We start from the raw sequence: 25,474 nt of genomic DNA, 5'->3' as shown, positions 1-25,474 counted from the left end.
CCGGTCCGCGAGGCCGGCGTTCGCCTGCTCGCGGACCGGCTCAGCCGACGCGTTCGCGCCGGCCGCTCTCGGCGGACCTGAGCAAGGCATCGATCAGGCGGTGCACCTTCAAAGCCTCGCGCCCGCTCACCTTCGGCTGACGGCCGGTTTCGATGGCGTCGAGGAAATCCGTGAGCACGGCGCGGTGGTGATCGTGCGGGAAGGCCATGGGGTCGGCCCCCGCGCCGCCGCCGAGCGCGCCGTCATCCTGGCGGAGCTCCGTACCGTCGTGGAACTGCGCGATCAGCGCCGTGCCTTCGATACGCGCGGTGCCCTTGGTGCCGATGAGCTCGATGGCATCCGGGAACCCAGGATAGGCGCAGGTGGTGGCGCTGATGGTGCCGATCGCGCCATTGGGATAGCGCACGGCACCGGCGGCAAAATCCTCCGTCTCCATGCGGTGCACTTTCGTGGTGACGGCATAGGCGGTGGCCTCTTCCGGCACGCCTGCAAACGAAATGAGAAGGTCGAGCGTGTGGACGCCCTGGGTCAAGAGCACGCCACCGCCGTCGCGCGCCTTCGTGCCGCGGCCGGGCTGGTCGTAATAGCTCTGCGGGCGCCAGTTGGAGAGCCTTGCCGATGCGCCGACAAGCTCGCCCAGTCTGCCTTCGGCCATGACTTCGGCGAGCTTGACGCTGACCGGGCGGAAACGCTGCTGCAGCACGATGCCCAGCGCTACGCCTGCCGATTCTGCAGCCTCGACCATGCGCTGCGCGCGCTCTGTGGAGATTTCGAGCGGCTTTTCGAGAAGCACATGCTTGCCGGCGCGCGCGGCCTGCTCGACCAGTTCATAGTGGGTGTTGGGCGGCGTCAGCACCATCACCGCGTCGATGGATTTGTCCGCGAAGATCGACTCCGCATCGGAAGCGATCGGCAGTCCCCAAAGCTCCGAAAACGCCTTGCGGCGGGTTTCACTGGGGCTAAAGCAGGCGGCGACCTCTACGCGGTCGGACAGGTCGAGCAGGCTCTTGGCATGCGGCGTGGACGCCATGCCAAGGCCGATCACCGCGATGCGCTTTCTTGCCATGGTTCTGCCTCCCGATCCGCTCACCCGAGACAACGTTCAGAATGCAAAGCGCTCAACCGCCCGCACCACGCCCCGCAACTCCGCCAGGCCCTTCAGCCGGCCGATGCCGGAATAGCCCGGATTCACCTTCTTGCCGATATCGTCGAGGATCAGATGCCCATGGTCCGGCCGGATGGGGATGACGGCATCGGCACGGCCTTCAGCGGCGCGGCGCCGCTCCTCCTTCAGAAGCTCGTGGACCACTCCCACCATGTCCACGTCGCCGTCCAGGTGCTCGGACTCATGGAACGAGCCGTCCGGCTCGTGCTTCACATTGCGCAGATGCGCGAAGTGAATGTCGGGGCCGAATTCCCTTGCCATGGCAACCAGGTCGTTGTCGCGGTTGGCGCCGTAGGAGCCGGTGCAGAGCGTGATGCCATTGGAGGGCGACTTGACCGCGGCAATGAGCGCGCGGGCATCGGAAGCCCTCGAGACGACGCGCGGGAGGCCGAAGATCGGGAAAGGCGGGTCGTCCGGATGGATCGCAAGTTTTACGCCCTCCTCTTCCGCCACGGGCACGATCTCGCGCAGGAACGCGAAGAGGTTCTCGCGAAAGCCCTCCAGAGAGATGTCGCGGTAGACGTCCAGCATGCGCCGGAAGCTCTCGCGGTCGTACACGAACTCGCGCGCCGGCACCCATTCGATGAGGTTGCGCTCGATCCGGGCAAGGTCGCTCTCGCTCATGGCGGCAAGCCGCTCGCGCGCCGCCTCGATGCGTTCGGGCGGATACTCGGCTTCCGCGCCCGGGCGCTTCAGCACCAGCAAATCATAGGCGCAGAATTCGACGGCGTCGAAGCGCAGCGCCGTGCCGCCATGCGGCATCGGATAGTCGAGGTCGGTGCGTGTCCAATCGGTGATGGCCATGAAATTGTAGCAGACGGTGCGGATGCCCGCCGCGGCCACGTTGCGGATGGACTGCTTGTAGTTGTCGATCAGCTCGCGGTAGCGGCCGGTGCGCGTCTTGATGTCCTCGTGGACGACGATGCTTTCCACCACCGACCATTCCAGGCCCGCCGCCTCTATCTCCGCCTTGCGTCTGGCGATCTCGTCGGCGGGCCAGGCGCGGCCGTCGTTCAGGTGATGCAGCGCGCTGACGATGCCCACGGCCCCGGCCTGGCGGACATGGGCCAGCGTGACCGGATCATCGGGGCCGAACCAACGCCATGTCTGCTTCATGCGGATGCCCTTTCTTGTGCCGCCGCCTCGATCGCCGCGCCTGCGCCGTTCCGGCGGATCGTTTCGAGATGCAGGGCGGCGGTGTGCGCGAGCTTTTGGCGGGCATCGCCGAGGATCGCGTCGAACCCCGCCCTCTCGAAGACCTGGCGGACCGTGTCCGCGGACGATGGGCGCCCGGTGAAGACCGCCTCCAGTTCCTTGTCCAGCGGATCCGTGAAATGGCCGGCCGGGAGTGCTTTTCCGCGAGCCTCGCAGCAGGCGATCCAGGCGGCGACGGCGAGCATCAGATGATCGGCGGAGCCGCCGTCGGAAAGCCGCGCGCGGGCCGTGGCGAGGATCCGCTGCGGCAGCTTCTGGCTGCCGTCATTGGCGATCTGCGCCGTCCGGTGCACCAGGGCGGGATTGGAAAAGCGGTCGGAGAGCGCGGCTATATAGGCTTGCGGATCGAGCCCTGCACCCTTCGGCAAAGTGGGGATCGCCTCGGCCCAGAGGCGGTCGACGAAGCCGCGGATCGCCGGATCGGTGAAGGCCTCCGACACGCTTTCGCGGCCGCAGAGCAGGCCGAGATAGGAGAGGCCCGAATGGGCGCCGTTCAGGAGCCTCAGCTTCATCTCCTCGAAGGGGCGCACATCGCTGACCATGGTCACGCCCGCCCGCTCCCAGCCGGGGCGGCCGAGCGTGAAATGGTCCTCCACCACCCATTGCATGAAGGGCTCGCACTTGACCGGCCAGGCGTCTTCGAACCCGATCGCGGAGGAGATGCGCGCGCGGTCCTCATCGGTCGTGGCCGGCACGATGCGGTCGACCATGGTGGAGGGGAAGGCGACCTCCTGCTCGATATGGCCGGCAAGATCGCGGTCGGCGGCCTCGGCGAACTGCAGCACCAGCCGCCGCACCGTCTCGCCATTGGACGGAAGATTGTCGCAGCAGAGCACCGTGAAGGGCGGGGTGCCGGCGCGCCGCCGCTCGGCAAGCGCGGCGACGATGAAGCCGTGGACCGTGCGCGGGCTGGAAAGTGTCTCCACATCCCGGGCGACATCCGGATGGGAGAGGTCGAGATCCCCCGCCGCGTTGCGCAGATAGGCCTTCTCCGTCACCGTGAGCGTGACGATCCGCGTGGCGGGATCGGCCATGCGCGCCACCAGCAGGGCAGGGTCCTCGGGCGCGACGAGGAGTTCACGCAGGGAGCCGATGATGCGCAGCCTGTCGCCGGAGGCGTCCTGGACGGCGAGCGTATAGAGCCCGTCCTGGGGGGCGAGCGCGTCGCGCGTGTCGGGACTGCGCAGCGAGGCGCCAACGATGCCCCAGCCCGTCTCCCCCGCCGCCAGGCAATCGTCGATATAGACGGCCTGGTGTGCGCGATGGAATGCGCCGACCCCCAGATGCACGATGCCGGGTGTTGCCTGGGCGAGGTCGTAGCCGGGAAGTTCGCAGCCGGTTGCCCGCTGCATTGTGGTCCTGGACAACCGATCGCGCTGCATGAATCGTCCTCCTCCCGGGCCTCTCCCTTGCCGCCGCCAACTACAACGAGCCTCGCCGTAGCGCAATCTAAATTCATCATACAACCATGGGATTTTGTATGTTGACATAGGACTTCCGCCCGCCTAGCGATAAAAGAAACAGCCGAAGGGAGGAGCGGCAGCGCATGCCCTCATTGGTCGATCGCGACGTGCTTTTTCCGGCCGAGCCTTCGGTGCGCTCGCTGGCCCGCGCCCTCTACGAGACGGTCGCCGGCCTGCCCATCGTCAGTCCGCATGGCCACACCGACCCGCGATGGTATGCCCTCGACGAACCCTTTCCCGATCCGACGCAGCTGCTGATCGTCCCCGACCACTACATCTTCCGCATGCTCTTCAGCCAGGGCATCGCGCTGGAAGACCTGGGTGTTCCCCGGCTCGACGGAACGCCTGTGGAGAAGGATGGCCGCCGCATCTGGCGGCTCTTCGCCGAGAATTTCTACCTTTTCCGCGGCACGCCGACACGCCTCTGGATGGACTATGTGCTCTCCGAGCTGTTCGGCGTCGAAGAGCCGCTTTCGGCGGCAACGGCGGACAGGAGCTATGACGAGATTTCCGAGCGGCTCGCCCGGCCGGACTACCGCCCGCGGGCGCTGTTCGAGCGCTTCAACATCGAGGTGATCGCCACGACCGACGGCGCGCTCGACGATCTTGCCTGGCATCAGAAAATCCGCGAGAGCGGCTGGAAGGGCCAGGTCGTCACCGCCTACCGGCCGGACGCTGTGGTTGATCCGGATTTCGAAGGGTTTTCCAAAAATCTCGACCGGCTGGGCGAGATCACCGGCGAGGATACGGGCTCCTGGCAAGGCTATCTTGCCGCGCACCGGAAACGCCGCGCCTTCTTCAAGTCTTTTGGCGCCACCTCCTCCGATCACGGGCATCCCAGTGCAGCGACGGAGAATCTCTCCGCGTCCGAGGCTGCAGCGCTCTTCGACCGTGTGCGCACGGGCAGGGCGGACGCCGCCGAGCGCAGCCGTTTCCGCGGCCAGATGCTGACCGAGATGGCGAAGATGAGCCTTGACGACGGGCTCGTGCTGCAGATTCATCCGGGCTCCTGGCGCAACCACTCGCCCGAAATGATGGCGCGCTTCGGCCGCGACAAGGGTTTCGATATCCCGACCCGGACCGATTATGTCGCCGCGCTCAAGCCGATGCTCGATGCGGTCGGCCTGGAGCGCGACCTCACCGTCATCCTCTTCACGTTGGACGAAAGCACCTATTCGCGCGAGCTGGCGCCGCTGGCCGGCGTCTATCCGGCGCTGAGGCTCGGCCCCGCCTGGTGGTTCTACGACAGCCCGGAAGGCATGCGCCGTTTCCGAGAGCTCACCACCGAGACGGCAGGCTTCTACAACACGGTCGGGTTCAACGACGACACGCGGGCCTTTCCCTCGATCCCGGCGCGGCACGATATCGCGCGGCGCGTGGATTGCGGCTTCCTCGCGCGCCTCGTTTCGGAACACCAGCTCAGGGAAGACGAAGCCTTTGAGCTGGCCAAGGAGCTTGCCTATACGCTCGCCAAAAAGGCGTATCGGCTTTGAAGGGCAGAACGCCCAAGTATCAACGGGAGGACATTATGTTGCGTTTTTCGAAATTCGCTGCCGCCGCGTCGGTTGCAGTATCTGTGATGATGGGAGCGGCCAGCGCTCAGACGGTGCTGCGCTCGTCCGACACGCATCCCGACGGCTATCCGACCGTCGAGGCGGTGAAGCATTTCGGTGAGCTCATCAAGGAGCGCACGGAGGGCCGCTACGAGGTCGAGGTGTATCACTCGGCCCAACTCGGCCAGGAGGCCGATACGATCGAGCAGGTGCGCTCGGGCGTGATCGATCTCAACCGCGTTTCCATGGCGCCGTGGAACAGCCTCGTTCCGGCCACGCTGATCCCGTCGCTGCCCTATCTCTTCCGCTCGCCCGAGCACGCCCGCAACGTGATGAGCGGCCCGATCGGCGAGGAGATCGCCAAGGGCTTTGATCAGCACGGCGTCGTTCTGCTTGCCTTCTACGATGGCGGCGCCCGCTCCTTCTACAACTCGAAGAAGCCGATCAACACGCTGGAAGACATGAAGGGCCTGAAGTTCCGCGTCATCCAGTCGGATGTGTTCGTGGACATGGTGGCAGCCCTCGGCGCCTCGGCCACGCCGATGCCCTACGGCGAGGTCTATTCGGCCATCGAAACGGGCGTCATCGACGGCGCGGAGAACAATTTTCCGAGCTACGAGTCGGCCAAGCATTTCGAGGTGGCGAAGAACTTCTCGCTCGACGAGCACACCATCGTGCCCGAGGTGTTCGTGATGTCGAAGGCCTCCTGGGACAAGCTCACCCCGGAAGATCAGGAGATCTTCAAGCAGGCCGCACGCGACTCCATGGAAAAGCAGTGGGAACTCTGGGACGCACGCGTGGCCGAATCGCGCAAGATCGTCGAGGCAGCCGGCTCGCAGATCACCACTCCCGACAAACAGCCCTTCATCGATGCGATGAAGCCTGTCTACGACAAGTATGTGAACACGCCTGAGCTCCAGGATCTGGTGAAGCGGATCCAGGAAACCGAAGGCTGAGCAACTCGATGATCGGGATGGTGCATCGAGCGCTATCCCGATCATCTCCAGATCAGCAAGCCGATCGCATCCAAGCTCGTCTTCCCGGAAGCCCGCAAGGGCTATCCGGGACCCGTTGAGCAGCGCGGCCGGTCTCCGCAGGTGGCGGGATGCTGATGAAGCGCGCAACGAGGAGCGGGCGCCCTCGACGTTTGAGCGACCAATGGGTCCCGGGTCTCGCTTCGCCCGCCCGGGATGACGAGAGACAGAGGAATGTCGCAGGCAATCAGCATCGGCGATACGCGTCCGCCCGAGAATCCGCGTCGGGGCCCTGCTCTAAGGGTGCTTTCCGCGCTCTCCACCGGCGCGCTCTACATTGCCGGCATCGGTCTCGTAGCCATGTCGGTGATCGTCTTCTGGCAGGTCTTCGTGCGCTATGTCCTCGGATGGAGCAACGCCTGGACCGAGCTGTCGGCGATCCTGATCATGAGCTGGTTCATATTTCTCGGTTCGGCCGTCGGCGTGCGTGAGAACTATCACCTTGGCTTCGACGTGCTCCTTTATGTGCTGCCCGATGGCAGCAAGAGGGTGCTGCGCACCATCTCCGATCTGGTCGTGCTCGCCTTCGCCGGGGGCATGATCTATTACGGCTGGCAGCTCATCCTTCTGCAGTGGAACGAGCGTATGCCGGGGCTCGGCATCTCCGGCTCCTTCCGCTACATGCCGCTGGCCGTGGGCGGCGTGCTCATCGCGCTCTTTTCCATCGAGCGCATTGCGCTGCGCTGGTCCGGCGTGGACGTGGACAAGGATGCGCACGCCTCCGACGAAATCCCTTCCATCGCCGACGTGAAAGAGGTCTAGATGGAGACGCTCGTCCTTTTCGGCACCTTCACCGTCCTGATGCTGATCGGCACGCCGATCGCCTTCTGCCTGGGCGTCGCGAGCTTTGCCACCATCCTCTATATCGGGCTGCCGCCGCTCGTCGTCTTCCAGCAGATGAACTCCGGCATGAGCGTCTTCACGCTGCTTGCCATCCCCTTCTTCATCTATGCCGGCGACCTGATGGTGCGCGGCGCCATTGCCCAGCGCATCGTCGCCTTCGCGGGCGCGCTGGTGGGGCATATGCGCGGCGGCCTCGGGCAGGTGAACATTGCCGCCTCCACCCTCTTCGGCGGCATTTCGGGCTCCGCGGTGGCGGAAGCGGCGGCCGTGGGCGGGCTGATGATCCCGCAGATGAAGGCGGGCGGCTACGGAACGGATTACGCGGTCAACATCACGTCGATGGCAGCACTGATCGCGCTGCTGCTTCCACCCTCGCACAACATGATCATCTATTCGATCTCGGCAGGCGGAAGGATCTCGATCGCCGACCTCTTCACCGCCGGCATCCTACCCGGCCTGCTGCTTGCGGCAGCCCTCATGCTGACGGCCTATTTCGTGGCCCGCAGCCGCGGCTATCCGGTCGAGCCGTTCCCGGGCTTTGCGCGCGTGGGCTGGTTCTTCATCAACTCGCTTCCGGGCCTGCTGCTCATCGGCATCATCTTCGGCGGCGTGCGCTCGGGCGTGTTCACGGCCACCGAAAGCTCCTGCGTCGCCGTTTTCTACGCGCTGCTCGTCACCCTCTTCATCTACCGTTCGATGAGCTGGCAGAACTTTGTCGACGCCACGCTCGGCGCGGTACGCACGACCGCCATGGTGCTGCTCATCATCGGCACTGCCGCCTCCTTCTCCTGGCTGATGGCCTATCTCCGCGTGCCGGCGGAGCTTACCGAGCTGCTGACGGGCATTTCGCAGAACCCGATCGTGATCCTGCTCCTGCTCAACCTGCTAATGCTGCTGCTGGGCACCTTCATGGATATGGGGCCGACCATCATCATCACCACGCCCATCTTTCTGCCGGTGGTGCAGGCCTATGGGGTCGATCCGGTGCATTTCGGCGTGATCATGATCCTCAACTACGGCATCGGGCTCAACACGCCGCCCGTGGGCGCCGTGCAGTTCGTGGCCTGCGCCGTGGGCAAGATCACGGTGTGGGAGGCCATGCGCAGCATATGGCCCTTCTATCTCGCTGGCATCGTGGTGCTTGGCCTCGTCACCTACATCCCCGCCATATCGCTGTGGCTGCCCAGTGTGTTCCGGTAGGAGAGAAGATGGCCGCCGATCCTTCAGCCGATATCCGGCTGCAACGAAAGCCGAAGCTCTCGGAGCGGGTGGTCGCCACGGTGCGGGAGCAGATACTTTCCGGCGACTACCGGCCGGGAGAGAGGCTGCCCACCGAGAGCCGGCTGACGGACCTCTTCGGGGTCAGCCGCACGGTGGTGCGCGAGGCGATCGCCACGCTGGCCGCCGACGGGCTGGTCGAGGCGCGCCAGGGCGCAGGTGTTTTCGTGCGCGAACGGCCGGCGATGGCCTTCAGCTCCATCACCTCCGAGATCAGCAATAAGATCTCCTACGCCCTCAACGTCATCGAGGTGCGCATGGGGCTGGAGATCGAAAGCGCCGGCCTTGCGGCGCTGCGGCGCAACAGCGCGCAGGAAGCGGCGATCCAGGAAGCCTTCTTCGAGTTCGACCGGCTGCTTTCCATCGGCGAGGCGACGGGGCGCACCGACTTCGAGTTCCACCGCGCAATCGCCGCGGCGACGAACAACCCGTTTTATGTCGAGGTGCTGGACGCGCTTGGCATGCGCGCCATTCCCTGCGACATCACCTCGCCCTGGGGCACCGACAGCGTGCTCTCCCGCGAATACCAGGAGGGGCTGCAGGTGGAGCACCTCGCCATCCTCCGCGCGATCTCCGCCGGCAATGCCGACGAGGCCAGGCGGGCGATGCGCCAGCATCTGGCGGCCAGCCAGGAGCGCTACCGCGCGCGCCTCAACGGGCAGCAGGCGGACTACCGCTTCCGCCGGTCAGCGGCCGGAAACGACCTCAAGACGAACCAGGAAAGGCGAAGGGCGCCATGAGCGACAGCCACATGAAATACTCGATCCGCCACGCGATCGACCCGGTCGCGGCGCGGCGCATGGACTCGGAGGAGCTGCGCGCGCATTTCCACGTGCCGGCCCTGTTCGAGCCCGGCCGGATCAACCTGACCTATACGCTCTATGACCGCATGATCGTGGGCGGCGCCATGCCAGAGCGCGGCGAACTCACGCTGGAAGCGATAAAGCCGACCGGAACGAAGCGCTTCCTCGACCGGCGGGAAATGATCGCCGTCAATATCGGCGGCGCGGGCAAGATCACCGTCGATGGCGAAGCACAGTCCCTTGCCCCGCGCGATATGCTCTATGTCGGCATGGGAAGCAGCGTGGCGTTCTCTTCGGACGATCCCGACAAGCCGGCCAAGTTCTACCTGCTCAGCGCGCCCGCGCACCAGAAGCACCCGACCAGCCTAATCCGCATCGGCGATGCCAAGCGTCTCGATCTTGGGAGCCAGGCGGCCTCCAACGAGCGCTCGATCTTCCAGTTCATCCATCCGGAAGGGGTGAAGACGTGCCAGCTCGTGGTCGGCATGACGACGCTTGCGACCGGCTCCGTGTGGAACACCATGCCGAGCCATGTCCATGACCGGCGCATGGAGGCTTATCTTTATTTCGACGTTCCGGACACGGCGCGCGTCTTCCACTTCATGGGCGAGCCGACGCAGACCCGCCACATCCTGATGGCCAATGAGGAAGCGGTGATCTCGCCGCCCTGGTCCATCCATTCGGGCTGCGGGACGGCGAATTACAGCTTCATCTGGGCCATGGCCGGCGACAATGTCGACTATACGGATGTCGACCCCGTGCCACTGGAGACGATGCGGTGACGGCGAGATTCAGTCTTGCCGGCCGGACCATCATCGTCACCGGTGCCAATACCGGGATAGGGCAGGGGATCGCCGTCGCAATTGCCCGCGCCGGCGGCTCGGTCCTCGGTGTCGGCCGCTCCTCCATGGAGGAGACGGAGCGGCTCGTCGCCGCCGAAGGGGCGCGGTTCACCGCGCTCACCTGCGATCTCGCCGATGCCGCTGGGGCGCGCACAATGTTCGACGCGGCCTGGGAGGCGCACGGCCCGATCGACGGGCTCGTCAACAATGCCGGCATCATCCGCCGCGCCGATGCGGTCGACTTCACGGAGGCCGACTGGGACGAGGTGATGGATGTCAACCTCAAGACGCTCTTCATGCTGAGCCAGGCCTTCGGCCGCAAGCTCATCGCCGAGAGCAGACGGGGCAAGATCGTCAATATCGCGTCGATGCTTTCCTTCCAGGGCGGCATCCGCGTCGCCTCCTATACCGCCTCCAAGCATGGCGTCCTGGGCGTGACGCGGCTGCTGGCCTGCGAATGGGCGTCGAGGGGCATCAATGTCAACGCCGTGGCGCCGGGATACATCGAGACCAACAATACGGACGCGCTGAGGAAGGATCCCGACCGCAGCACCGCCATCCTTGCCCGCATTCCCGCCGGGCGCTGGGGCCGGCCGGAGGACATCGGCGATGCGGCCGTGTTCCTGCTGGCGCCCGCTTCGGACTACATGCACGGCGCCGTCGTCCCGGTGGACGGCGGCTGGCTCGCACGCTGAGGAGATTCCATGGCCGAAACCAAGCTCTTTGCCCGGCGGTCGGAAGGCGATTGGACGGATTTGGGTGGTGGCAACCGCCGCCGGGTTCTGCTCCATACGGACGAATTGATGATGGTGGAGTTCGCCTTCGACAAAGGCGGGGTGGGCGCGCCGCACTCGCACCCGCATGTGCAGGCGAGCTACGTCGCCGAGGGCCGCTTCGAGGTGACGATCGGCGAGGCGACCACGACACTTTCAGCGGGTGACTCCTTCATCGTACCGTCCGGTACGGTACACGGGGTGAAGGCGCTCGAAACCGGGCGGCTGGTCGACAGCTTCACGCCGAAGCGGGACGATTTTCTTTAAGCCGGAAGCCGTCGGGCAGCGCTCCTATTCAAGGAAGACGCGGACGCTGGCGGCCCGGCCCGCCGCGTCGATCACGGTAAGCGTGGACGCGCCGCTGCTGTCGGGCATCCACGAGGCGCTGCGGCGGCGGAAGCTTTCGGCGAGCGGCCTGCCGTTGGCGAGCCACCGGAACGGCGCGCGCCCGCCGATGATCTTGAGCGCCAGCGGCCCTTGGCCGGCGCCTTCGGCAAAGCCCACATCGATGCGCGCCCCTTCGGGCGGAAAGACGATCTCGGGCGCGGGCTCGGTCGGCGCGCCGGGAATGGGCGCTCCGAAGCTCGAGGAAAAGCGGCGCAGCGAGGCCGGCAACTCGGCGGCGGCGAGCCGCACCGCGCCCGCCGGCGCGCGTGGGAGCGGCGTGACGCCGATGCCGGCGCGGGAAAACGCCTCGAATAGGATCGGAGCCGCCGCCAGATAGCCGGTCAACCCGGGCACCGAGCCGCCATCCGGCCGCCCCACCCAGACGCCCAGAACATGGCGGCCGTCATAGCCGACGGCCCAGGCGTCGCGATAGCCGTAGGACGTGCCGGTCTTGTAGGCGATGCCGAGCCGCGGCGCGCCCTCGGGCGGCGCCACGCCGGCGAGCATGTCGGCGATCTGCCAGGTGGCCTGCGGGCTCAGGACCGCAGCGGCAGCCTGGGCCGGGGGCTCGGCATCGGGCGCGTAGCGCAGGGCCATCGCCCTGCCGCGATTGGCAAGGCTGGTGTAAAGCTGCACCAGGCCTTCCAGCGTGAGCCCTGCGCCGCCGAGGCCGATCGCCAGGCCCGGCGCTTCGCCCGGCGGCAGCTTGAGCTCTACGCCGGCGCGCCGCATCCGGGAGACGAGCCGCGCGGGGCCGATCGCATCGAGCAGCCGGATGGCGGGAACATTGAGCGACATCTGCAGCGCCTGGCGCACGCTCACATCACCCTGATAGGCCATGTCGAAATTGCGCGGCCGGTAGCCATGGAAATTGCCGGGGCGGTCCTCGATCATGGTCTCCTGCATGATGAGGCCGTCCTCGACGGCGAGCCCATAGATGAAGGGTTTCAGGGTCGAGCCGGGAGAGCGTTGCGCCACGCTCATGTCGATCCAGCCGGCGCGGCCCGCGTCGAAATAGTCCGCCGAGCCGACCTTTGCCAGCACCTCGCCGGTCTGCGCGTCGGCCATGATCATGGCGACCGAGACCTTTGCGCCGAGTCGCCGCGCGCTTTCAAGCGCCACTGCTTCCAGCGAGGCCTGGACGCCGCGGTCGAGCAGGAACTGGTGGCGCAGCTTTCCGGGTGCGGCGCGAAGGGCAGCATCTGCCAGATGCGCGGCAAAGGCCGGCATCGCCAGGCGCTTTGCGGCGATCTGGAATGTTGAGGCGCGTTCCACCTCACCCTCGGCGATCACGCCTGCCTTGGCCATGCGGGCGAGCACGCGGTCTCGCGCCGATTTTGCTGCTGTCGGGTGGCGATCGGGCCGCCGCGCCTCCGGCGATTGCGGCAGGGCAACGAGCAGGGCGGCCTCCGAAAGCGTGAGCTTTTGCGGCTCCTTGCCGAACCAGGCGAGGCTCGCCGCCCGCACGCCCTCCAGATTGCCGCCATAGGGGGCCAGCGTGAGGTAGAGCTCAAGGATCTCGTGCTTGGAAAGCCGCCGCTCGATCTGCAGCGCGCGGGCGATCTGCCGGAGCTTTGCGGAAATGCTGCGCTCCTCGCGCGGCTCGATGAGGCGCGCAATCTGCATGGAAAGGGTGGAGCCGCCGGAAACGACACGGCCGTTCCCAGCAAGCTGCAGGGCTGCGCGGGCAAGGGCGATGGGATCGACGCCCGCATGCGACCAGAAGCGCCGGTCCTCATAGGCGACCAGCATTTCCAGAAACTGCGGATCGAGCTTGTCGATCTCGGCCTTGAGCCGCCAGCGCCCATCCGGCGCGGCATAGACGCGCAAGAGCGCGCCCTTGCGGTCCACGACCTCGGGCGAAATGCCCGCCACGTTTCCAAGCGGAGGCGGATAGGCTCTGTCGAGCCGGTCAAGCGCGAGGGCGGCTGCGGCAAGCGCAAGGCCGAGGGCGGCAGCGCCGATGGCTGCCCGCCTCGCCCAGACTCGCAAACCGCTCTTCTCGCCCACGGCTAGTTTCCCGCCACCTCCATATAGCCTGTCGCGGTGCGAGCGGAGAATTGCGGACGGTACATGTCCTCCACGCTGGCGGCGGGGTGGATGTAGGTGCCGGGCGTCACCGCGCGCACGACATAGGCAAGCCGGAAGTCGCGGGCGCTGTCGGCGGTTCTGTTGAAGGCGGCGACAAAGCGGTCGTCGCGAAACTCCGTATGAACCGCCTCGGTCTCGCCGAGCCATTCGAAATTCTCGAGTTGGGCGCTGTCGACCAGCCGCGGATTGTCGATCTCGAAACCGGCGGGCAAGAGGTCGGAGACGAGGACGCGTGAGGGCCAGGCATTGGCCTCGGTGATCTCGATCACGACGACGAAGCGCTCGTTCTGCTGCGCTTCCGAGACATTGGCCTCAGTGCCGTCCAGCCGGAAATACCGGCGCGATATGGCGAAGCCCTCTCCGCCGGCGGGCAGAGGCTGATGCGGCGCGGCTACCGTCGTGACGACCGCGTCGATCGGCTCCGTGCCCGCATTGGCGACGGTGAAGGGCGAGGCTGCGAGCTCCGAACCCGCAAGCCGGCGGGCGAAGGGGCCGGCATGCGCAGCGCCGTCGACCGAGAGCCGGATATCGCCGCTCGCCTCGCGCAGCGCCCGGGCGGCAAGCAGCATCCATGCCTCATCCTGGGTGCTCAGATATTCGGTGCGGCCGCGGATATCCGAAACAAGGCTGATCATGCGCGGCACCAGCATCGGTTCCGGCCGGCTTTCGGCGGCAAGGGCCAGCATGGCGGCGCCGTCGCGGAGGGGCGAGCCGTAGTCGGAACGCGCCGTCGCGCCGCTGGGTGTGGACTGCGCCAGGGCGAAGGCCGAGCTGAAGGCGGTTTCCGCGCGCTGCACATCGCCGTAAAGCGCGAGCGCTGCCGCCAGCTGGGCGCGGGCCAAGGGCGTTGCGAACTCGTCAAGGCGCGTGTCCACATAGTAGCGCAGGTCCCCGGCCGAAGCCTTGCGGTTGCGCGCCAGGACATACAGCGCATAGGCGATCTCGCTGCCGTTGCTGGCCACATCCACATCATAGGCGAGCGCGTTCTGCAGGTTCTGGAGAGCCTGCTCCATGGCTTCCGCAGGTACGGCAAAACTGCGCTCGCGCGCCCGCGTCAGGAAATCAGTGACATAGGCGTCGAGCCAGAGATCGCCGGAACCGGGGCTCCACAGGCCGAAGCTGCCGGAGGAGGACTGGAAGGACAAAACATTGGTGATCGCGTCCTCGATGCGGGTCTTGAGCGCAGGATCGTCCTCCAGGCCAGCCGCCTTCGAGAGTTCGCTCACATAGAGCAGGGGAAGGGCGCGGCTCGTCGTCTGCTCGGCGCAGCCATAGGGATAACGGTCGAGCGACATCAGAAGGGCGGGGATGTCGAATGCCTCCGCGCGGGAGATGTTCACGGACACGGACGCGCCCTCGACGAAACTGTCGCCGAGCAGCCCGCCATCGATCCTGAGGCTGCCGCCGTTGGCGGCGAGCGCGATCCTTTGCCGCGTGGTCACCGGGGCGACGCCGGGCCGGACCGGCAGGGTCACCGACTTCTCCACCGTGACGCCGGACTCGTGCGCAAGGGTAATGGCGAGGCTGCCGTTTCCAGGCTCCAGTGCCGAGAGGGGGAGCGAAAGGCTCGTCCTGCCGCCGGCCTGAAGGGTAAGGCTGGCGGGGACAGCCTGCGTCTGCGCTCCGATGGTCCCGTCGCTCGAGACCGTCAGGGCGTAATCCCCAGGCGGTCCGTCTGTGTTGGCGATCTCAATGAGGAGGCGCGCTTCATCACCCGGCGCCAGGAAGCGCGGCAGGCTGGTGGTCAGCACGACAGGATCGCGGATGACGACGTCTTTCGTCCCGCTGCCGACCGCGGTCCTGGTCCAGGCGACCGCCATCACGCGCGCCGTGCCGTTGAATTGCGGGATGTCGAAGGCGATCTCCGCCTTGCCCTCTTCGTCCAACCGGACGATGCCGGAGAAGAAGGCGAGCAGCCTTTCCTTGGGCGGGCTACCGGCCGCCGTCATGCCGCCACCGTCACCGCCGGTGCGCAGCCGCCCGGCCGCTCCCAGCGAGCCATCGATCAGCCGGCCATAGATGTCGCGCATCTCGATGCCCAACATGCGCTGACCGAAATACCAGCCGGCCGGGTCGGGCGCCTCGTAGCGTGTGAGATTGAGAATGCCGACATCCACCGCGGCGACGGTGACATAGGCTTCCTCGCCGGCCGCCAGCCCGCCGACGGAGACGGGGATCGTCAGCGCCTGGTTCGGCCGCGTTTTGTCAGCGACGCCGAGATCGACCGACAGTTTTCGCGCGCCGGGATCGATCTTCAGCCAGCGCACGCCAATGGCACGCATCGGCAGGCGGTTTTCGGCGGCTTCGCCCGGGCGGAACAGGGTCGCCGTCACATAGGCGCCGGCGCCGAGATCGTCCGTCACGGGGATGTCGAGGGTCGTGCCCTCTGCCGGCACGCTGGCGGTGAAGGTCTTGTTCAGGCTTTCGACGCCGAGCGTGACCAGGACCTCGCCGGCAAAACGCGGCGATATCTTCAGCTTCGCCGTGTCGCCCACCACGTAGGACTCCCGGTCGAGCGCGATTTCGAGCCCGTCCGGCGTTTCGGTCGAGGCAGCCTCGACATACCAGCCGGCGTCGAATTCCACACTCGAAACGGCCGCGCCGTCGGGACTTTCAACCTCCAGAAGATAGCGCCCCCAGCCGACGGGCAGGCTGAGCTGCGGTTCGGAATCCGGCGCCGCTGCGATGGTCCCGTTCTGCACCAGGCTCGTCCTGGTGATCGGTTCATAGTTCCACGCGCCGTCGCTGCGATACCATTGGTAGTCCCGCTCCACCTTGAGGAGCGACCATTTCAGGCCGGGCATGGCGATGCGGTTGCCCGCGGGGTCAACCGCGATCACGCGGAAGCCTGCCGTCCCGCCTTCGGGCACCTGGCCGGAGAATTCCGGCCTGAGGCCAATCACCTCCGTCTCCGGCTCGACGCCCACCTCGATGGAGCGCTCGACGGCGCGCCCGCCCGCCTCGCGCATCTGCACGCTGATTCCGGCCTTGAGGAGCTGCGTCGTGGAGGGCACGCTGTCGACGAACACGTCAAAGCTGGCCTTGCCGTCCTGATCCGTCTCGGGGAGGCTCGAGAGCGGCACGCGCACCGCCTCCACATCCTCCTCGTCCTGAAGCCCGAACACATAGCCCGGGTATTTTGCCCAATCGCGGGTCGTGCCGATGGTCAATTGCCCTTCGAGCGTCAGGCCCGCGGCGGGCGCGCCATAAAGATAGCGACCCTCCAGCGAGACCTGCACGGAAGAGCCAATCGCGACCCTGTCCTGCTCGGCCTTGAGGTCGAACTCGGTGCGGTCGGGAACGAAGTCCTCGACAAGGAACAGTTTTTCACCGATCGGCGCCTGCTCGGGGTCGGCGTGGACGCGCATGGTCCAGGTGCCGCGCATGGCGGTTTGCGGAAGCGGCAGGTCGATAGCGTGGCCGCCAAGTCCACCGCCCTGCGAAACGATGCGGCGGTCCTCCACGCCGTCCGGGCGCTGGAAAATGAAGGTGAGGGGGAGATCCTGCACGGCATCGGCGGAGGGATCGCGAAGCAGGGCGGCCGCATGCACCGTCTCGCCAGCGCGGTAGATGCCGCGCTCCGTCCAGGCGAAGAGGTCCAGCGGGCCGGGCGAGGGCCGCCCCGCGACGCCCCGGTCCGAAAGGTCGAAGCCGGCGCGGGTCATGTCGAGGAAGACGAAATCCTCGCCGTTCTGCGCGAGCACCGCGGCAGGCGAAAGCCCGGCCTCGGCGCGCATCAGCCCCGGCGCGAAGCGGGTGTGGCCATTAGCGTCCGTCGTTGCCTCGCCAAGCACCTCGTTGTTCCGGGCAAGCAGCTTCAAGCGCAGGCCGCCGATCGGCTTGGCGCTGGCAAGCGAGCGGGCGAAGACGGAGAGCCCGTCATCGCCGGCAAAGGTCGAGAGCCCGATATCGGAGACGAGGAACCACTGCGTCGCCCGGCTGTTCCAGGCATCGCTCCGGTCTCCCTCTGGCACGGCGGCGAGCATGTAGATGCCGGGCTCGCGCTCCGGCACGAGCTCGTCGACGGGGATGCTGGTGACCACGTCCTTATTGAGCTCGGAAGCGATCTCGACCGTGCCGTTCCAGATCGGCTCGCCCAGATCCGCCGAAACCTGGTCGATCTCGTATTCATTGAGCTGGCGCAGGAACGTGCCGTCGCTCAGAAGCCGCGTCAGGGAGCGGTCGCCGACGCGGTAGAGGGAGAGCTCGGCGCTCGACGCGTTGACGGAAACAATCGGGATGCCGCGCCGGGCGCTGGTCGGCAGGACGAAATTCTCGCCGGTGAAGCGCAGCGCCGGCGAGCGGTCGCGGATATAGACTTCCAGCGGCACCGGCTCTTCGATCACTTCGCCGATTGCGGACGGCAGGCCCTGGCGCACCACGATGCGATATCGTTCGCCGTGCTTGAGCCCCGTGGCGCAGAGCTCCTTGTCGCTGCGGTCGATGGCGGCGGCGCGGTTGTTGTCCACCGTCATATATTGCGCGTAGTCGATGCCGCTTTTCACCAGCTCTTCGGAGAACTGGACGCATACGCGCGGGCTCACGCTGTCGGAATCGATCGTGTGATCGATAACCCGGAAGCCGTGGCTGTCCTTCAGCGCGGCATAGAGCGCCTGAACCTCGGAGGACGATTCCAGCGCAAGGCTTGCCTCGTAGGCGCTGATGGCGGGCCGGAAGAGGCTGCGGGTTTCGAGCGCGCCGGCAAGGGCGGCAAGCGCCTCGGCTCGCTGATGGGCAGTGCGCGAAAGCTGATAGGCGGTCACGCCCGCGCCGGTCGCGGCGCGCTGCAGGTCATAGGCGCTCTGGTTCTCCTGCGGCTCGGCGGCAGCGGCCGCGCGGGCAAGCCCGGTCCACAGTTCCGGGTTCTGCGGGTCGAGCGCAATGGCCGCGACGTAGTTGGCCATGGCGGTTGCGGCGTCGCCGTTGGTCAGCGCGTCGGCGGCCGCCGAGGCGAGCACGGCGAAGCCATCCTCGCCGGGATCTGCATCGCGCAGCACCTCGCGGCGGTATTGCTCAGCCTCCTGAAGGACGTGGCCGGACACGAAGGAGAGCGACGGCGGCGCGCCCAGGTCGGGCTCGGCGGCGGCCGTGACCACCTTTCCGGCAACCGCGCCCTCAAAGCTGTGGAGCGTCGCGAAGTCGGACTTCAGGAAGCACCAGCGCGCCTTGGTGTTGTAGGTGAAGGCGCGGCATTGATCGTCGGCGAGGCAAATGGCCGAGCATTCGTCGAGGGAGACATCCTTCTCGCTGCGTAGGTCGAAGCCGAAATAGTCGCCGTTTTCGGTGGTGACGACGCGCCTTGCATCCTGCGCCGCGGCGGCGGCGATCAGCCCGCAAGATATCAAGAGAATACCGAAAAACCCGCGAGCAGCGCGCATTGCCGTCCCCTCCCGCCCCATCTGGAGCCTTCCATATTCGCCCACCTTTGTGAAAGCCTGTCAACGGACCGTCCCAAGCCAGAAATTTTATGCTTGAAATATCTCGGCCCCGGTGCGATCCTCACTCTTCACTGGCGAAGCTCAAGGACAGGCGGAAATGAAGGTTGCGGTTCTCGGCGGCGGCCCAGCCGGCCTCTATTTCGCGATCTCAATGAAGCTGCGCGACGCGAGCCACGAGGTCGCCGTCTACGAGCGCAACCGGCCGGACGACACATTCGGCTGGGGCGTGGTGCTTTCCGACGAGACGCTCACCAATCTGGAAGCCAACGACCCGGTCAGCGCCGCCTCGATCCGCGAACATTTCGCCTATTGGGACGACATTGCCGTCTTCTACCGCGGCACGCGCACCGTTTCTACCGGCCACGGCTTCTGCGGCATCGGCCGCAAGAAGCTTCTCGTCCTTCTGCAGGAAAGAGCGCGGGAGCTCGGCGTCGACCTCAACTTTGAGACCGAGATCGACGATCCGCGGCCCTTCATGAAGAGCCATGACGTCGTCATCGCCGCCGACGGCCTGAACTCGAAATCGCGGACCGCGTTCGCCGATGTCTTCAAGCCCGATATCGATCTGCGCAAGTGCAAGTTCGTTTGGCTCGGCACGCACCAGAAATTCGACGACGCCTTCACCTTCATCTTCGAGGAGACGGAGCACGGCTGGGTGTGGGCGCATGCCTACCAGTTCGATCAGAACACGGCGACCTTCATCGTCGAATGCGCGCCGGAGACGTGGGAAAAGTTCGGCTTCGGCGAAATGTCGAAGGAAGAATCGATCGCCACCTGCGAGCGCATTTTTGCCGCGCATCTCGGCGGCCACAGACTCATGTCCAATGCGAACCACATCCGCGGCTCGGCCTGGATCAATTTCCCGCGCGTGCTCTGCGCCCGCTGGTCGCACGAGAACCTGGCGCTGATGGGGGACGCCGCGGCAAGCGCGCATTTCTCCATCGGCTCGGGCACCAAGCTTGCGCTGGAGAGTGCGGTGGCGCTTGCCGAGTACCTTCACTCCGAGCCGACGCTGGAGGCGGCCTTCGGAAAGTATGAGGATGCGCGGCGCACCGAGGTGCTGCGGCTGCAGTCGGCGGCGCGCAACTCGCTCGAATGGTTCGAGAATGTGGAACGGTACCTCAATCTCGATCCCGTGCAGTTCAACTATTCGCTGCTTACGCGCTCGCAGCGCATCAGCCACGAGAATCTGCGCCTGCGCGATCCGGAGTGGCTTGCCGGCGCGGAAGCCTGGTTCCAGCGCCGCGCCGGCAGCAATGTCAACGGCGCGCGCCCGCCCATGTTCGCGCCGTTCCGGCTGCGCGACATGCACCTCGTCAACCGCGTCGTGGTCTCGCCCATGGCGCAGTACAAGGCGGTCGACGGCTGCCCGACCGACTGGCACTTCGTGCACTACGCCGAGCGCGCCAAGGGCGGGGCCGGGCTCGTCTATATCGAAATGACCTGCGTGACGCCGGAAGGGCGTATCACGCCGGGGTGCCCGGGTTTCTACAAGCCCGAGCACGAAGTCGCCTGGAAGCGCCTTGTCGATTTCGTTCACAGCGAGACCGAGGCCAAGATCTGCGCGCAGCTCGGCCACTCGGGCCCGAAAGGCTCCACGCAGGTGCCTTGGGAGGATTCGGAAATGCCGCTTCCTTCCGGCAACTGGCCGCTGCTGGCGCCTTCGGCCGTGCCGTGGAGCGAGGCGCACCAGGTGCCGAAGGAAATGACGCGCAGGGATATGGACGAGGTGCGTGACGCCTTCGTCACGGCAACCGAGATGGCGGAGCGCGCCGGCTTCGACATGCTCGAGCTGCATATGGCGCATGGCTATCTGCTTTCCGCCTTCATCACGCCGCTCACCAACCGCCGTACCGACGAGTACGGGGGCAGCCTTGAAAACCGCATGCGCTACCCGCTTGAAGTGTACCGGGCGGTACGCGCGGTCTGGCCGGAGGAGAAGCCCATCTCCGTGCGCATCTCGGCCAATGACTGGGTGGGCGAGGAGGGCGTGACGCCGGAGGACGCGGTGGAGATCGCGCGCATGCTGCAGGCGGCGGGCGTCGACATCTGCGACGTCTCGGCCGGCCAGACATCGACCCGGGCGCAGCCCGTTTACGGCCGCATGTTCCAGACGCCGTTCTCGGACCGCATCCGCAACGAAACAGGCATGGCGACCATGGCGGTCGGCAACATTTATGAACCCGACCATGTGAACTCGATCCTGATGGCCGGCCGCGCTGACCTCGTCTGCCTTGCCCGGCCGCATCTTGCCGATCCCTATTGGACCCTGCACGCGGCAGTCGACCTCGGCGATCGCCATGTCACATGGCCCAATCCCTATCTGCGCGGCCGCGACCAGCTCTACCGCCTGAAGGAACGGCAGGACGCCATGCTGGGGAAAGTGTGATGCAGGTGGTGGGACGCCACGCACTCGTCACCGGCGGCGGATCGGGTGTCGGCCGGGCGGTTGCATTCGCCCTAGCCGATGCCGGCGTCACGGTCACCATCTGCGGCCGGCGCCTGGAGCCGCTGCAGGAGGTCGCCGGCGAGCGCGCGAACATTTTTGCTCTTTCCGCCGACGTGACGGATCAGGCATCCGTGGAAGGCCTCTATCGCCAGGCCGAAGCCGAGCGCGGCCCGTTCGATATCGTCGTCGCCAATGCGGGCATTGCCATGAGCGCGCCGGCGGCGAAAACCAGTCTCGAAGACTGGAACAAGACGCTTCAGGTAAATCTCACCGGCGCCTTCCTCACTGTCCAGCCCGCGCTTGCCGGCATGGCGGCGCGCAAATCGGGCCGCGTCATCTTCATTGCCTCCGTCGCCGGGCTCAAGGGCTATGCCTATGTCGCGCCCTATGTGGCTTCCAAGCACGGGCTCATCGGGCTGATGCGCTCGCTCGCAGTCGAGCTGGTCAGAACCGGCGTGACGGTGAACGCCGTCTGCCCCGGTTATGTGGAAACCGACATGCTGGAGCAATCGGTCGCCCGCATCGTGGAAAAGACCGGGCGGTCGGCGGCGGAGGCGCGGGCGAGCCTTCTTGCGCAAAACCCGCATGGACGCTTCATCCAGCCGGAGGAGGTGGCGGCGGCCGTGCTCTGGCTCTGCGGCCCAGGCGCCGCGTCGGTAACGGGGCAGGCCATTTCGATTTCGGGGGGTGAGACATGGTAAGCGCACCGCTTTCCGTGATCGATGCGCGCTCGGGGGACAAGGAGCGCCTCCGCCTCTGGATCAGGATGCTGCGCACGACGCGCATCGTCGAAGGCGAACTGCGCGAGCGGCTGAAGCGCGACTTCGATTCCACCCTGCCGCGCTTCGATGTGATGTCGGCGCTCTACCGCGAGCCGGAAGGCATGCTGATGACCGACCTCTCGCGCTTCCTTCTGGTCTCGAACGGCAATGTCACGGGCATCGTCGACCGGCTGGTCGCCGACGGTTATGTCGCGCGCGCCAAACGCGAGGGCGACAAGCGCACCTCCGTCGTGCGGCTGACGCCGGCCGGCACCGCCTTCTTTGAGAAGATGGCCGCCGCCCACGAGCGCTGGATCGCCGAACTGCTTGGCGGGATCGGCACCGCCGAGGTGCGCCGGCTATCGGAAATGCTCCACCTGTTCCGCAGCAACTGGGAGGGCGAACATTGACCTCGATCCGGATGGCCAGCCTCGAGCCGAAGCATTTTCTCTGGCGGATGGAGGGCCGGGTCGCGATCGTCCAGCTCAACCGGCCGGAGCGGAAGAACCCGCTCACCTTTGAATCCTATGCCGAGCTGCGCGACACCTTCCGCGATCTCGTTTATGCGGATGACGTCGATGCCGTGGTGCTCCTGCCCAATGGCGGGAATTTCTGCTCGGGCGGTGACGTGCATGACATCATAGGCCCGCTGATCGGCATGGAGATGAAGGAGCTCTTGGCCTTCACGCGCATGACCGGCGATCTCGTCAAGGCAATGCTCCATTGCGGCAAGCCCATCATCGCCGCCGTGGACGGGGTAGCGGTCGGCGCCGGCGCGATCCTAGCCATGGCGTCGGATATCCGCATTGCCACGCCCGAAGCGAAAACCGCCTTCCTCTTCACGCGCGTGGGACTGGCGGGCTGCGATATGGGTGCTTGCGCGATCCTGCCGCGCATCATCGGCCAGGGCCGCGCCGCCGAGCTTCTCTACACCGGCCGCACCATGAGCGCCGAAGAAGGCGAGCGCTGGGGATTCTACAACCGCCTCGTTTCCGCGGGTGCCCTGGAAGCTGAAGCGCTCGACCTTGCCGCGCGCATCGTCTCGGGCCCGACCTTCGCCCACGGCATCACCAAGACGCAGCTCAACCAGGAATGGTCGATGAGCCTCGACCAGGCAATCGAGGCGGAGGCGCAGGCGCAGGCGATCTGCATGCAGACGAAGGACTTCGAGAGGGCGTATCGGGCGTTCGTGGCCAAGGAAAAGCCGGTGTTCCAGGGGGATTGATGGGCGAGAAAAGCTTCCTTTCCTGGCCATTCTTCGAGGATCGCCACCGCGAGTATGCGGAGCGGCTGGAGGCCTGGTGCGCTGCAAACCTGCCCGTCGATCACCATGATGTCGACGCGGCCTGCCGCGAGCTTGTGAAAAAGCTCGGGCGCGACGGATGGCTGAAGCCCACCGCCATTGATCTGGAAAATCCGGCACCCATCGACATCCGCACGCTTTGCATCTCCCGCGAGACGCTGGCGCGGCATGACGGGCTTGCCGATTTCGTCTTCGCAATGCAGGGCCTCGGCACCGGCACGATCACCTTTTACGGCACGCCCGAACAGCAGCGGTGGCTGGCGAAAACGCGCGTCGGCGAGGCCATCGCTGCCTTCGCGCTTTCCGAGCCGCGCTCCGGCTCGGACGTCGCCAATATGGACATGACCGCGACGCGTGACGGTGACGCCTACATCCTCAATGGCGAGAAGACCTGGATCTCCAATGGCGGCATCGCCGATTTCTACGTCGTCTTCGCCCGCACGGGCGAAGCGCCGGGCGCCAAAGGCATTTCCGCCTTCCTCGTACCGGCCGGTACGGAGGGTCTGACTATCGCCGAGCGGCTGGAGGTGATCGCGCCGCATCCGCTGACCCGGCTCTCGTTCCAGGACGTGCGTGTGCCCGCCTCCGCCATGATCGGGAAGCCGGGCGAGGGCTTCCGCATCGCCATGTCCGTGCTCGACGTCTTCCGCTCTACAGTGGGTGCCGCGGCTCTCGGCTTTGCTCGGCGCGCACTGGACGAGAGCATCAAGCGGGTGGCCGAGCGCGAGCTTTTCGGCGCGGCGATGGCGGAGCTGCAGATGGTGCAGGGGCATATAGCGGATATGGCGGTGGACGTGGATGCGGCCGCACTCCTCGTCTACCGCGCTGCCTGGACGAAGGATATGGGTGCCGCCCGCGTCACGCGCGAGGCGGCGATGGCAAAGCTCTTCGCCACGGATCGCGCGCAGGAGGTGATCGACCGCGCGGTACAGCTCCATGGCGGCGACGGGGTGCGCCGGGGCCATATCGTCGAGAGCCTCTATCGCGAGATCCGCGCCCTGCGCATCTATGAGGGCGCTTCCGACGTGCAGAAGGTTGTGATTGCGAGGCAGGTGCTCGCGGCGGCCAAAGCCCCGTAAGCCAGCCTTAGGGGACGAACGGAGTAGTTCATCGTGCATACTATCTTGCAGCCCGAGGGATGGGCCAAACCCGTCGGCTACGCGAACGGAATTGCCGCCCGCGGAAGGCTGGTCTTCGTGGGCGGGCAGGTCGGCTGGAACAGGGTTTGCGAATTCGAGAGCGACGACCTGGTCGACCAGGTGCGCCAGACGCTCTCGAACATCGTTGCCGTGCTCGCCGAAGCGGATGCGAAGCCGGAGCACATCACCTCCATGACCTGGTACTTCATCGACAAACGAGAATACCTCGCCCGCCTGAAGGATATCGGTGTCGCCTACCGGAACGTGTTCGGCCGGCATTATCCGGCGATGGCTGCCGTGCAGGTCACGGCCCTGATGGAGGATCGCGCGAAGGTGGAGATCCAGGCCACGGCGGTCGTGCCGGATTGAGCGATGGACGCCTCTCCGCGCAGGGCCCTGATCGAATTCTTCTCGCAGCCGGCTCCAGAGGTGGCGAAGCGGCTGATCGGCGCGGAACTGCTCGTGGGCTCGGCGGGCGGGATCATCGTCGAAACCGAGGCCTACGACCACGAGGACCCGGCATCGCACAGCTACCGAGGGCAGACGGCGAGCAACAAGTCCATGTTCGGGCCGCCCGCGCACGCCTATGTCTACCGCTCCTACGGCATCCACTGGTGCCTGAACTTCGTCTGCCTGCCCGGCAGCGCCGTCCTGATGAGGGCGCTCGAGCCGACGGTTGGAATTGATGCGATGCAGGAGCGGCGCGGGACGAAAGCGCTGCCGCAGCTTTGCGCCGGGCCGGGTCGGCTTTGCCAGGCGCTTGGCATTGACAAGGCGATGGATGGGCTCGCCCTCTATGAGCCGCCCTTCCGGCTGGTGCTGGGGGACGGAAAAGCGGCAGTGGTTGCGGGGCCGCGCATCGGAATCTCGCGCGCCGCCGAAACGCCCTGGCGGTTCGGGCTGAAGGACTCGCGCTATGTCAGCCGGAGGTTTTAGG

Annotated in this window: 20 protein-coding genes; 15 read left to right on the top strand and 5 right to left on the bottom strand. The window is 66.3% G+C overall.

Going from position 1 to position 25,474, the window contains the following annotated elements; all coding sequences use genetic code 11:
- Positions 1 to 40: 40 nt before the first annotated feature.
- From RIN79_RS02700 to RIN79_RS02690, 3 genes are read right to left on the bottom strand one after another with little or no spacing between them, the layout of a single operon-like run.
- Entirely contained in the window at positions 41 to 1,066 is a 1,026-nt protein-coding gene (locus RIN79_RS02700; protein ID WP_309083070.1) for a Gfo/Idh/MocA family oxidoreductase, read from the bottom strand.
- Between the two features lie 36 nt (positions 1,067 to 1,102).
- Positions 1,103 to 2,281 (bottom strand): mannonate dehydratase, encoded by a 1,179-nt coding sequence (gene uxuA / locus RIN79_RS02695; RefSeq protein WP_309083069.1) that lies wholly within the window; start codon positions 2,279 to 2,281, stop codon positions 1,103 to 1,105.
- Positions 2,278 to 3,762, bottom strand: a complete 1,485-nt coding sequence (locus RIN79_RS02690; RefSeq protein ID WP_309083068.1) for a mannitol dehydrogenase family protein — start codon at positions 3,760 to 3,762, stop codon at positions 2,278 to 2,280. The genes uxuA and RIN79_RS02690 overlap by 4 nt, the downstream gene beginning before the upstream one ends.
- Before the next feature lie 164 nt (positions 3,763 to 3,926).
- On the opposite strand from RIN79_RS02690, the gene uxaC reads away from it, so the two are divergent.
- From uxaC to RIN79_RS02650, 8 genes are all read left to right on the top strand, one after another.
- The gene (uxaC, locus tag RIN79_RS02685; protein ID WP_309083067.1) at positions 3,927 to 5,336 is read left to right on the top strand and encodes a glucuronate isomerase; all 1,410 of its coding nucleotides are present in this window, start codon (positions 3,927 to 3,929) and stop codon (positions 5,334 to 5,336) included.
- 35 nt (positions 5,337 to 5,371) lie between these two features.
- Complete coding sequence (locus RIN79_RS02680) at positions 5,372 to 6,352, top strand: TRAP transporter substrate-binding protein (RefSeq protein WP_309083066.1); 981 nt, start codon at positions 5,372 to 5,374, stop codon at positions 6,350 to 6,352.
- Between the two features lie 252 nt (positions 6,353 to 6,604).
- On the top strand, positions 6,605 to 7,192 hold the full coding sequence (locus RIN79_RS02675) for a TRAP transporter small permease (RefSeq protein ID WP_309083065.1): 588 nt from the start codon (positions 6,605 to 6,607) through the stop codon (positions 7,190 to 7,192).
- Positions 7,193 to 8,473 (top strand): TRAP transporter large permease, encoded by a 1,281-nt coding sequence (locus RIN79_RS02670; RefSeq protein ID WP_309083064.1) that lies wholly within the window; start codon positions 7,193 to 7,195, stop codon positions 8,471 to 8,473.
- 8 nt (positions 8,474 to 8,481) lie between these two features.
- Positions 8,482 to 9,291 (top strand): FadR/GntR family transcriptional regulator, encoded by an 810-nt coding sequence (locus RIN79_RS02665; protein WP_309083063.1) that lies wholly within the window; start codon positions 8,482 to 8,484, stop codon positions 9,289 to 9,291.
- Entirely contained in the window at positions 9,288 to 10,136 is an 849-nt protein-coding gene (gene kduI, locus RIN79_RS02660; protein ID WP_309083062.1) for a 5-dehydro-4-deoxy-D-glucuronate isomerase, read from the top strand. Before RIN79_RS02665 ends, kduI begins: the two co-directional genes overlap by 4 nt.
- The gene (gene kduD / locus RIN79_RS02655; RefSeq protein ID WP_309083061.1) at positions 10,133 to 10,891 is read left to right on the top strand and encodes a 2-dehydro-3-deoxy-D-gluconate 5-dehydrogenase KduD; all 759 of its coding nucleotides are present in this window, start codon (positions 10,133 to 10,135) and stop codon (positions 10,889 to 10,891) included. Before kduI ends, kduD begins: the two co-directional genes overlap by 4 nt.
- A gap of 9 nt (positions 10,892 to 10,900) precedes the next feature.
- Positions 10,901 to 11,236: a cupin domain-containing protein gene (locus tag RIN79_RS02650; RefSeq protein WP_309083060.1), complete on the top strand. Its 336-nt coding sequence runs from the start codon at positions 10,901 to 10,903 to the stop codon at positions 11,234 to 11,236.
- A 24-nt stretch (positions 11,237 to 11,260) separates the two neighbouring features.
- Here the strand turns inward: RIN79_RS02650 and pbpC are convergent, their stop codons facing one another.
- Together pbpC and RIN79_RS02640 are read right to left on the bottom strand one after the other, a co-directional pair.
- The gene (pbpC, locus tag RIN79_RS02645; RefSeq protein ID WP_375165862.1) at positions 11,261 to 13,321 is read right to left on the bottom strand and encodes a penicillin-binding protein 1C; all 2,061 of its coding nucleotides are present in this window, start codon (positions 13,319 to 13,321) and stop codon (positions 11,261 to 11,263) included.
- Positions 13,322 to 13,368: 47 nt separating this feature from the next.
- Positions 13,369 to 18,825 (bottom strand): alpha-2-macroglobulin family protein, encoded by a 5,457-nt coding sequence (locus RIN79_RS02640; RefSeq protein WP_309083058.1) that lies wholly within the window; start codon positions 18,823 to 18,825, stop codon positions 13,369 to 13,371.
- A 157-nt stretch (positions 18,826 to 18,982) separates the two neighbouring features.
- Between RIN79_RS02640 and RIN79_RS02635 the strand changes: the two genes are divergently transcribed.
- Genes RIN79_RS02635 through RIN79_RS02605 form a run of 7 tightly spaced genes read left to right on the top strand, consistent with a single transcriptional unit; the run spans position 18,983 to position 25,473 of the window.
- On the top strand, positions 18,983 to 21,274 hold the full coding sequence (locus RIN79_RS02635) for a bifunctional salicylyl-CoA 5-hydroxylase/oxidoreductase (protein ID WP_309083057.1): 2,292 nt from the start codon (positions 18,983 to 18,985) through the stop codon (positions 21,272 to 21,274).
- The gene (locus RIN79_RS02630) at positions 21,274 to 22,035 is read left to right on the top strand and encodes an SDR family NAD(P)-dependent oxidoreductase (RefSeq protein ID WP_309083056.1); all 762 of its coding nucleotides are present in this window, start codon (positions 21,274 to 21,276) and stop codon (positions 22,033 to 22,035) included. Before RIN79_RS02635 ends, RIN79_RS02630 begins: the two co-directional genes overlap by 1 nt.
- A complete protein-coding gene (locus tag RIN79_RS02625) occupies positions 22,029 to 22,505 on the top strand; it encodes a MarR family transcriptional regulator (RefSeq protein WP_309083055.1) in 477 nt (158 codons plus the stop codon). Before RIN79_RS02630 ends, RIN79_RS02625 begins: the two co-directional genes overlap by 7 nt.
- 11 nt (positions 22,506 to 22,516) lie before the next feature.
- Positions 22,517 to 23,320: an enoyl-CoA hydratase family protein gene (locus RIN79_RS02620; RefSeq protein ID WP_309083093.1), complete on the top strand. Its 804-nt coding sequence runs from the start codon at positions 22,517 to 22,519 to the stop codon at positions 23,318 to 23,320.
- A complete protein-coding gene (locus RIN79_RS02615) occupies positions 23,320 to 24,477 on the top strand; it encodes an acyl-CoA dehydrogenase family protein (protein ID WP_309083054.1) in 1,158 nt (385 codons plus the stop codon). The genes RIN79_RS02620 and RIN79_RS02615 overlap by 1 nt, the downstream gene beginning before the upstream one ends.
- A gap of 33 nt (positions 24,478 to 24,510) precedes the next feature.
- The gene (locus RIN79_RS02610) at positions 24,511 to 24,906 is read left to right on the top strand and encodes a RidA family protein (protein ID WP_309083053.1); all 396 of its coding nucleotides are present in this window, start codon (positions 24,511 to 24,513) and stop codon (positions 24,904 to 24,906) included.
- Positions 24,907 to 24,909: 3 nt separating this feature from the next.
- Positions 24,910 to 25,473, top strand: coding sequence for a DNA-3-methyladenine glycosylase (locus tag RIN79_RS02605; RefSeq protein ID WP_309083052.1), 564 nt, complete (start codon positions 24,910 to 24,912; stop codon positions 25,471 to 25,473).
- Position 25,474: the final 1 nt, after the last annotated feature.

This window comes from Chelativorans sp., from assembly GCF_031180965.1.
Lineage (GTDB): Bacteria > Pseudomonadota > Alphaproteobacteria > Rhizobiales > Rhizobiaceae > Chelativorans.
Note: the sequence above shows the minus strand (reverse complement) of the source record. Positions and strands in the feature narration are given on the sequence as shown.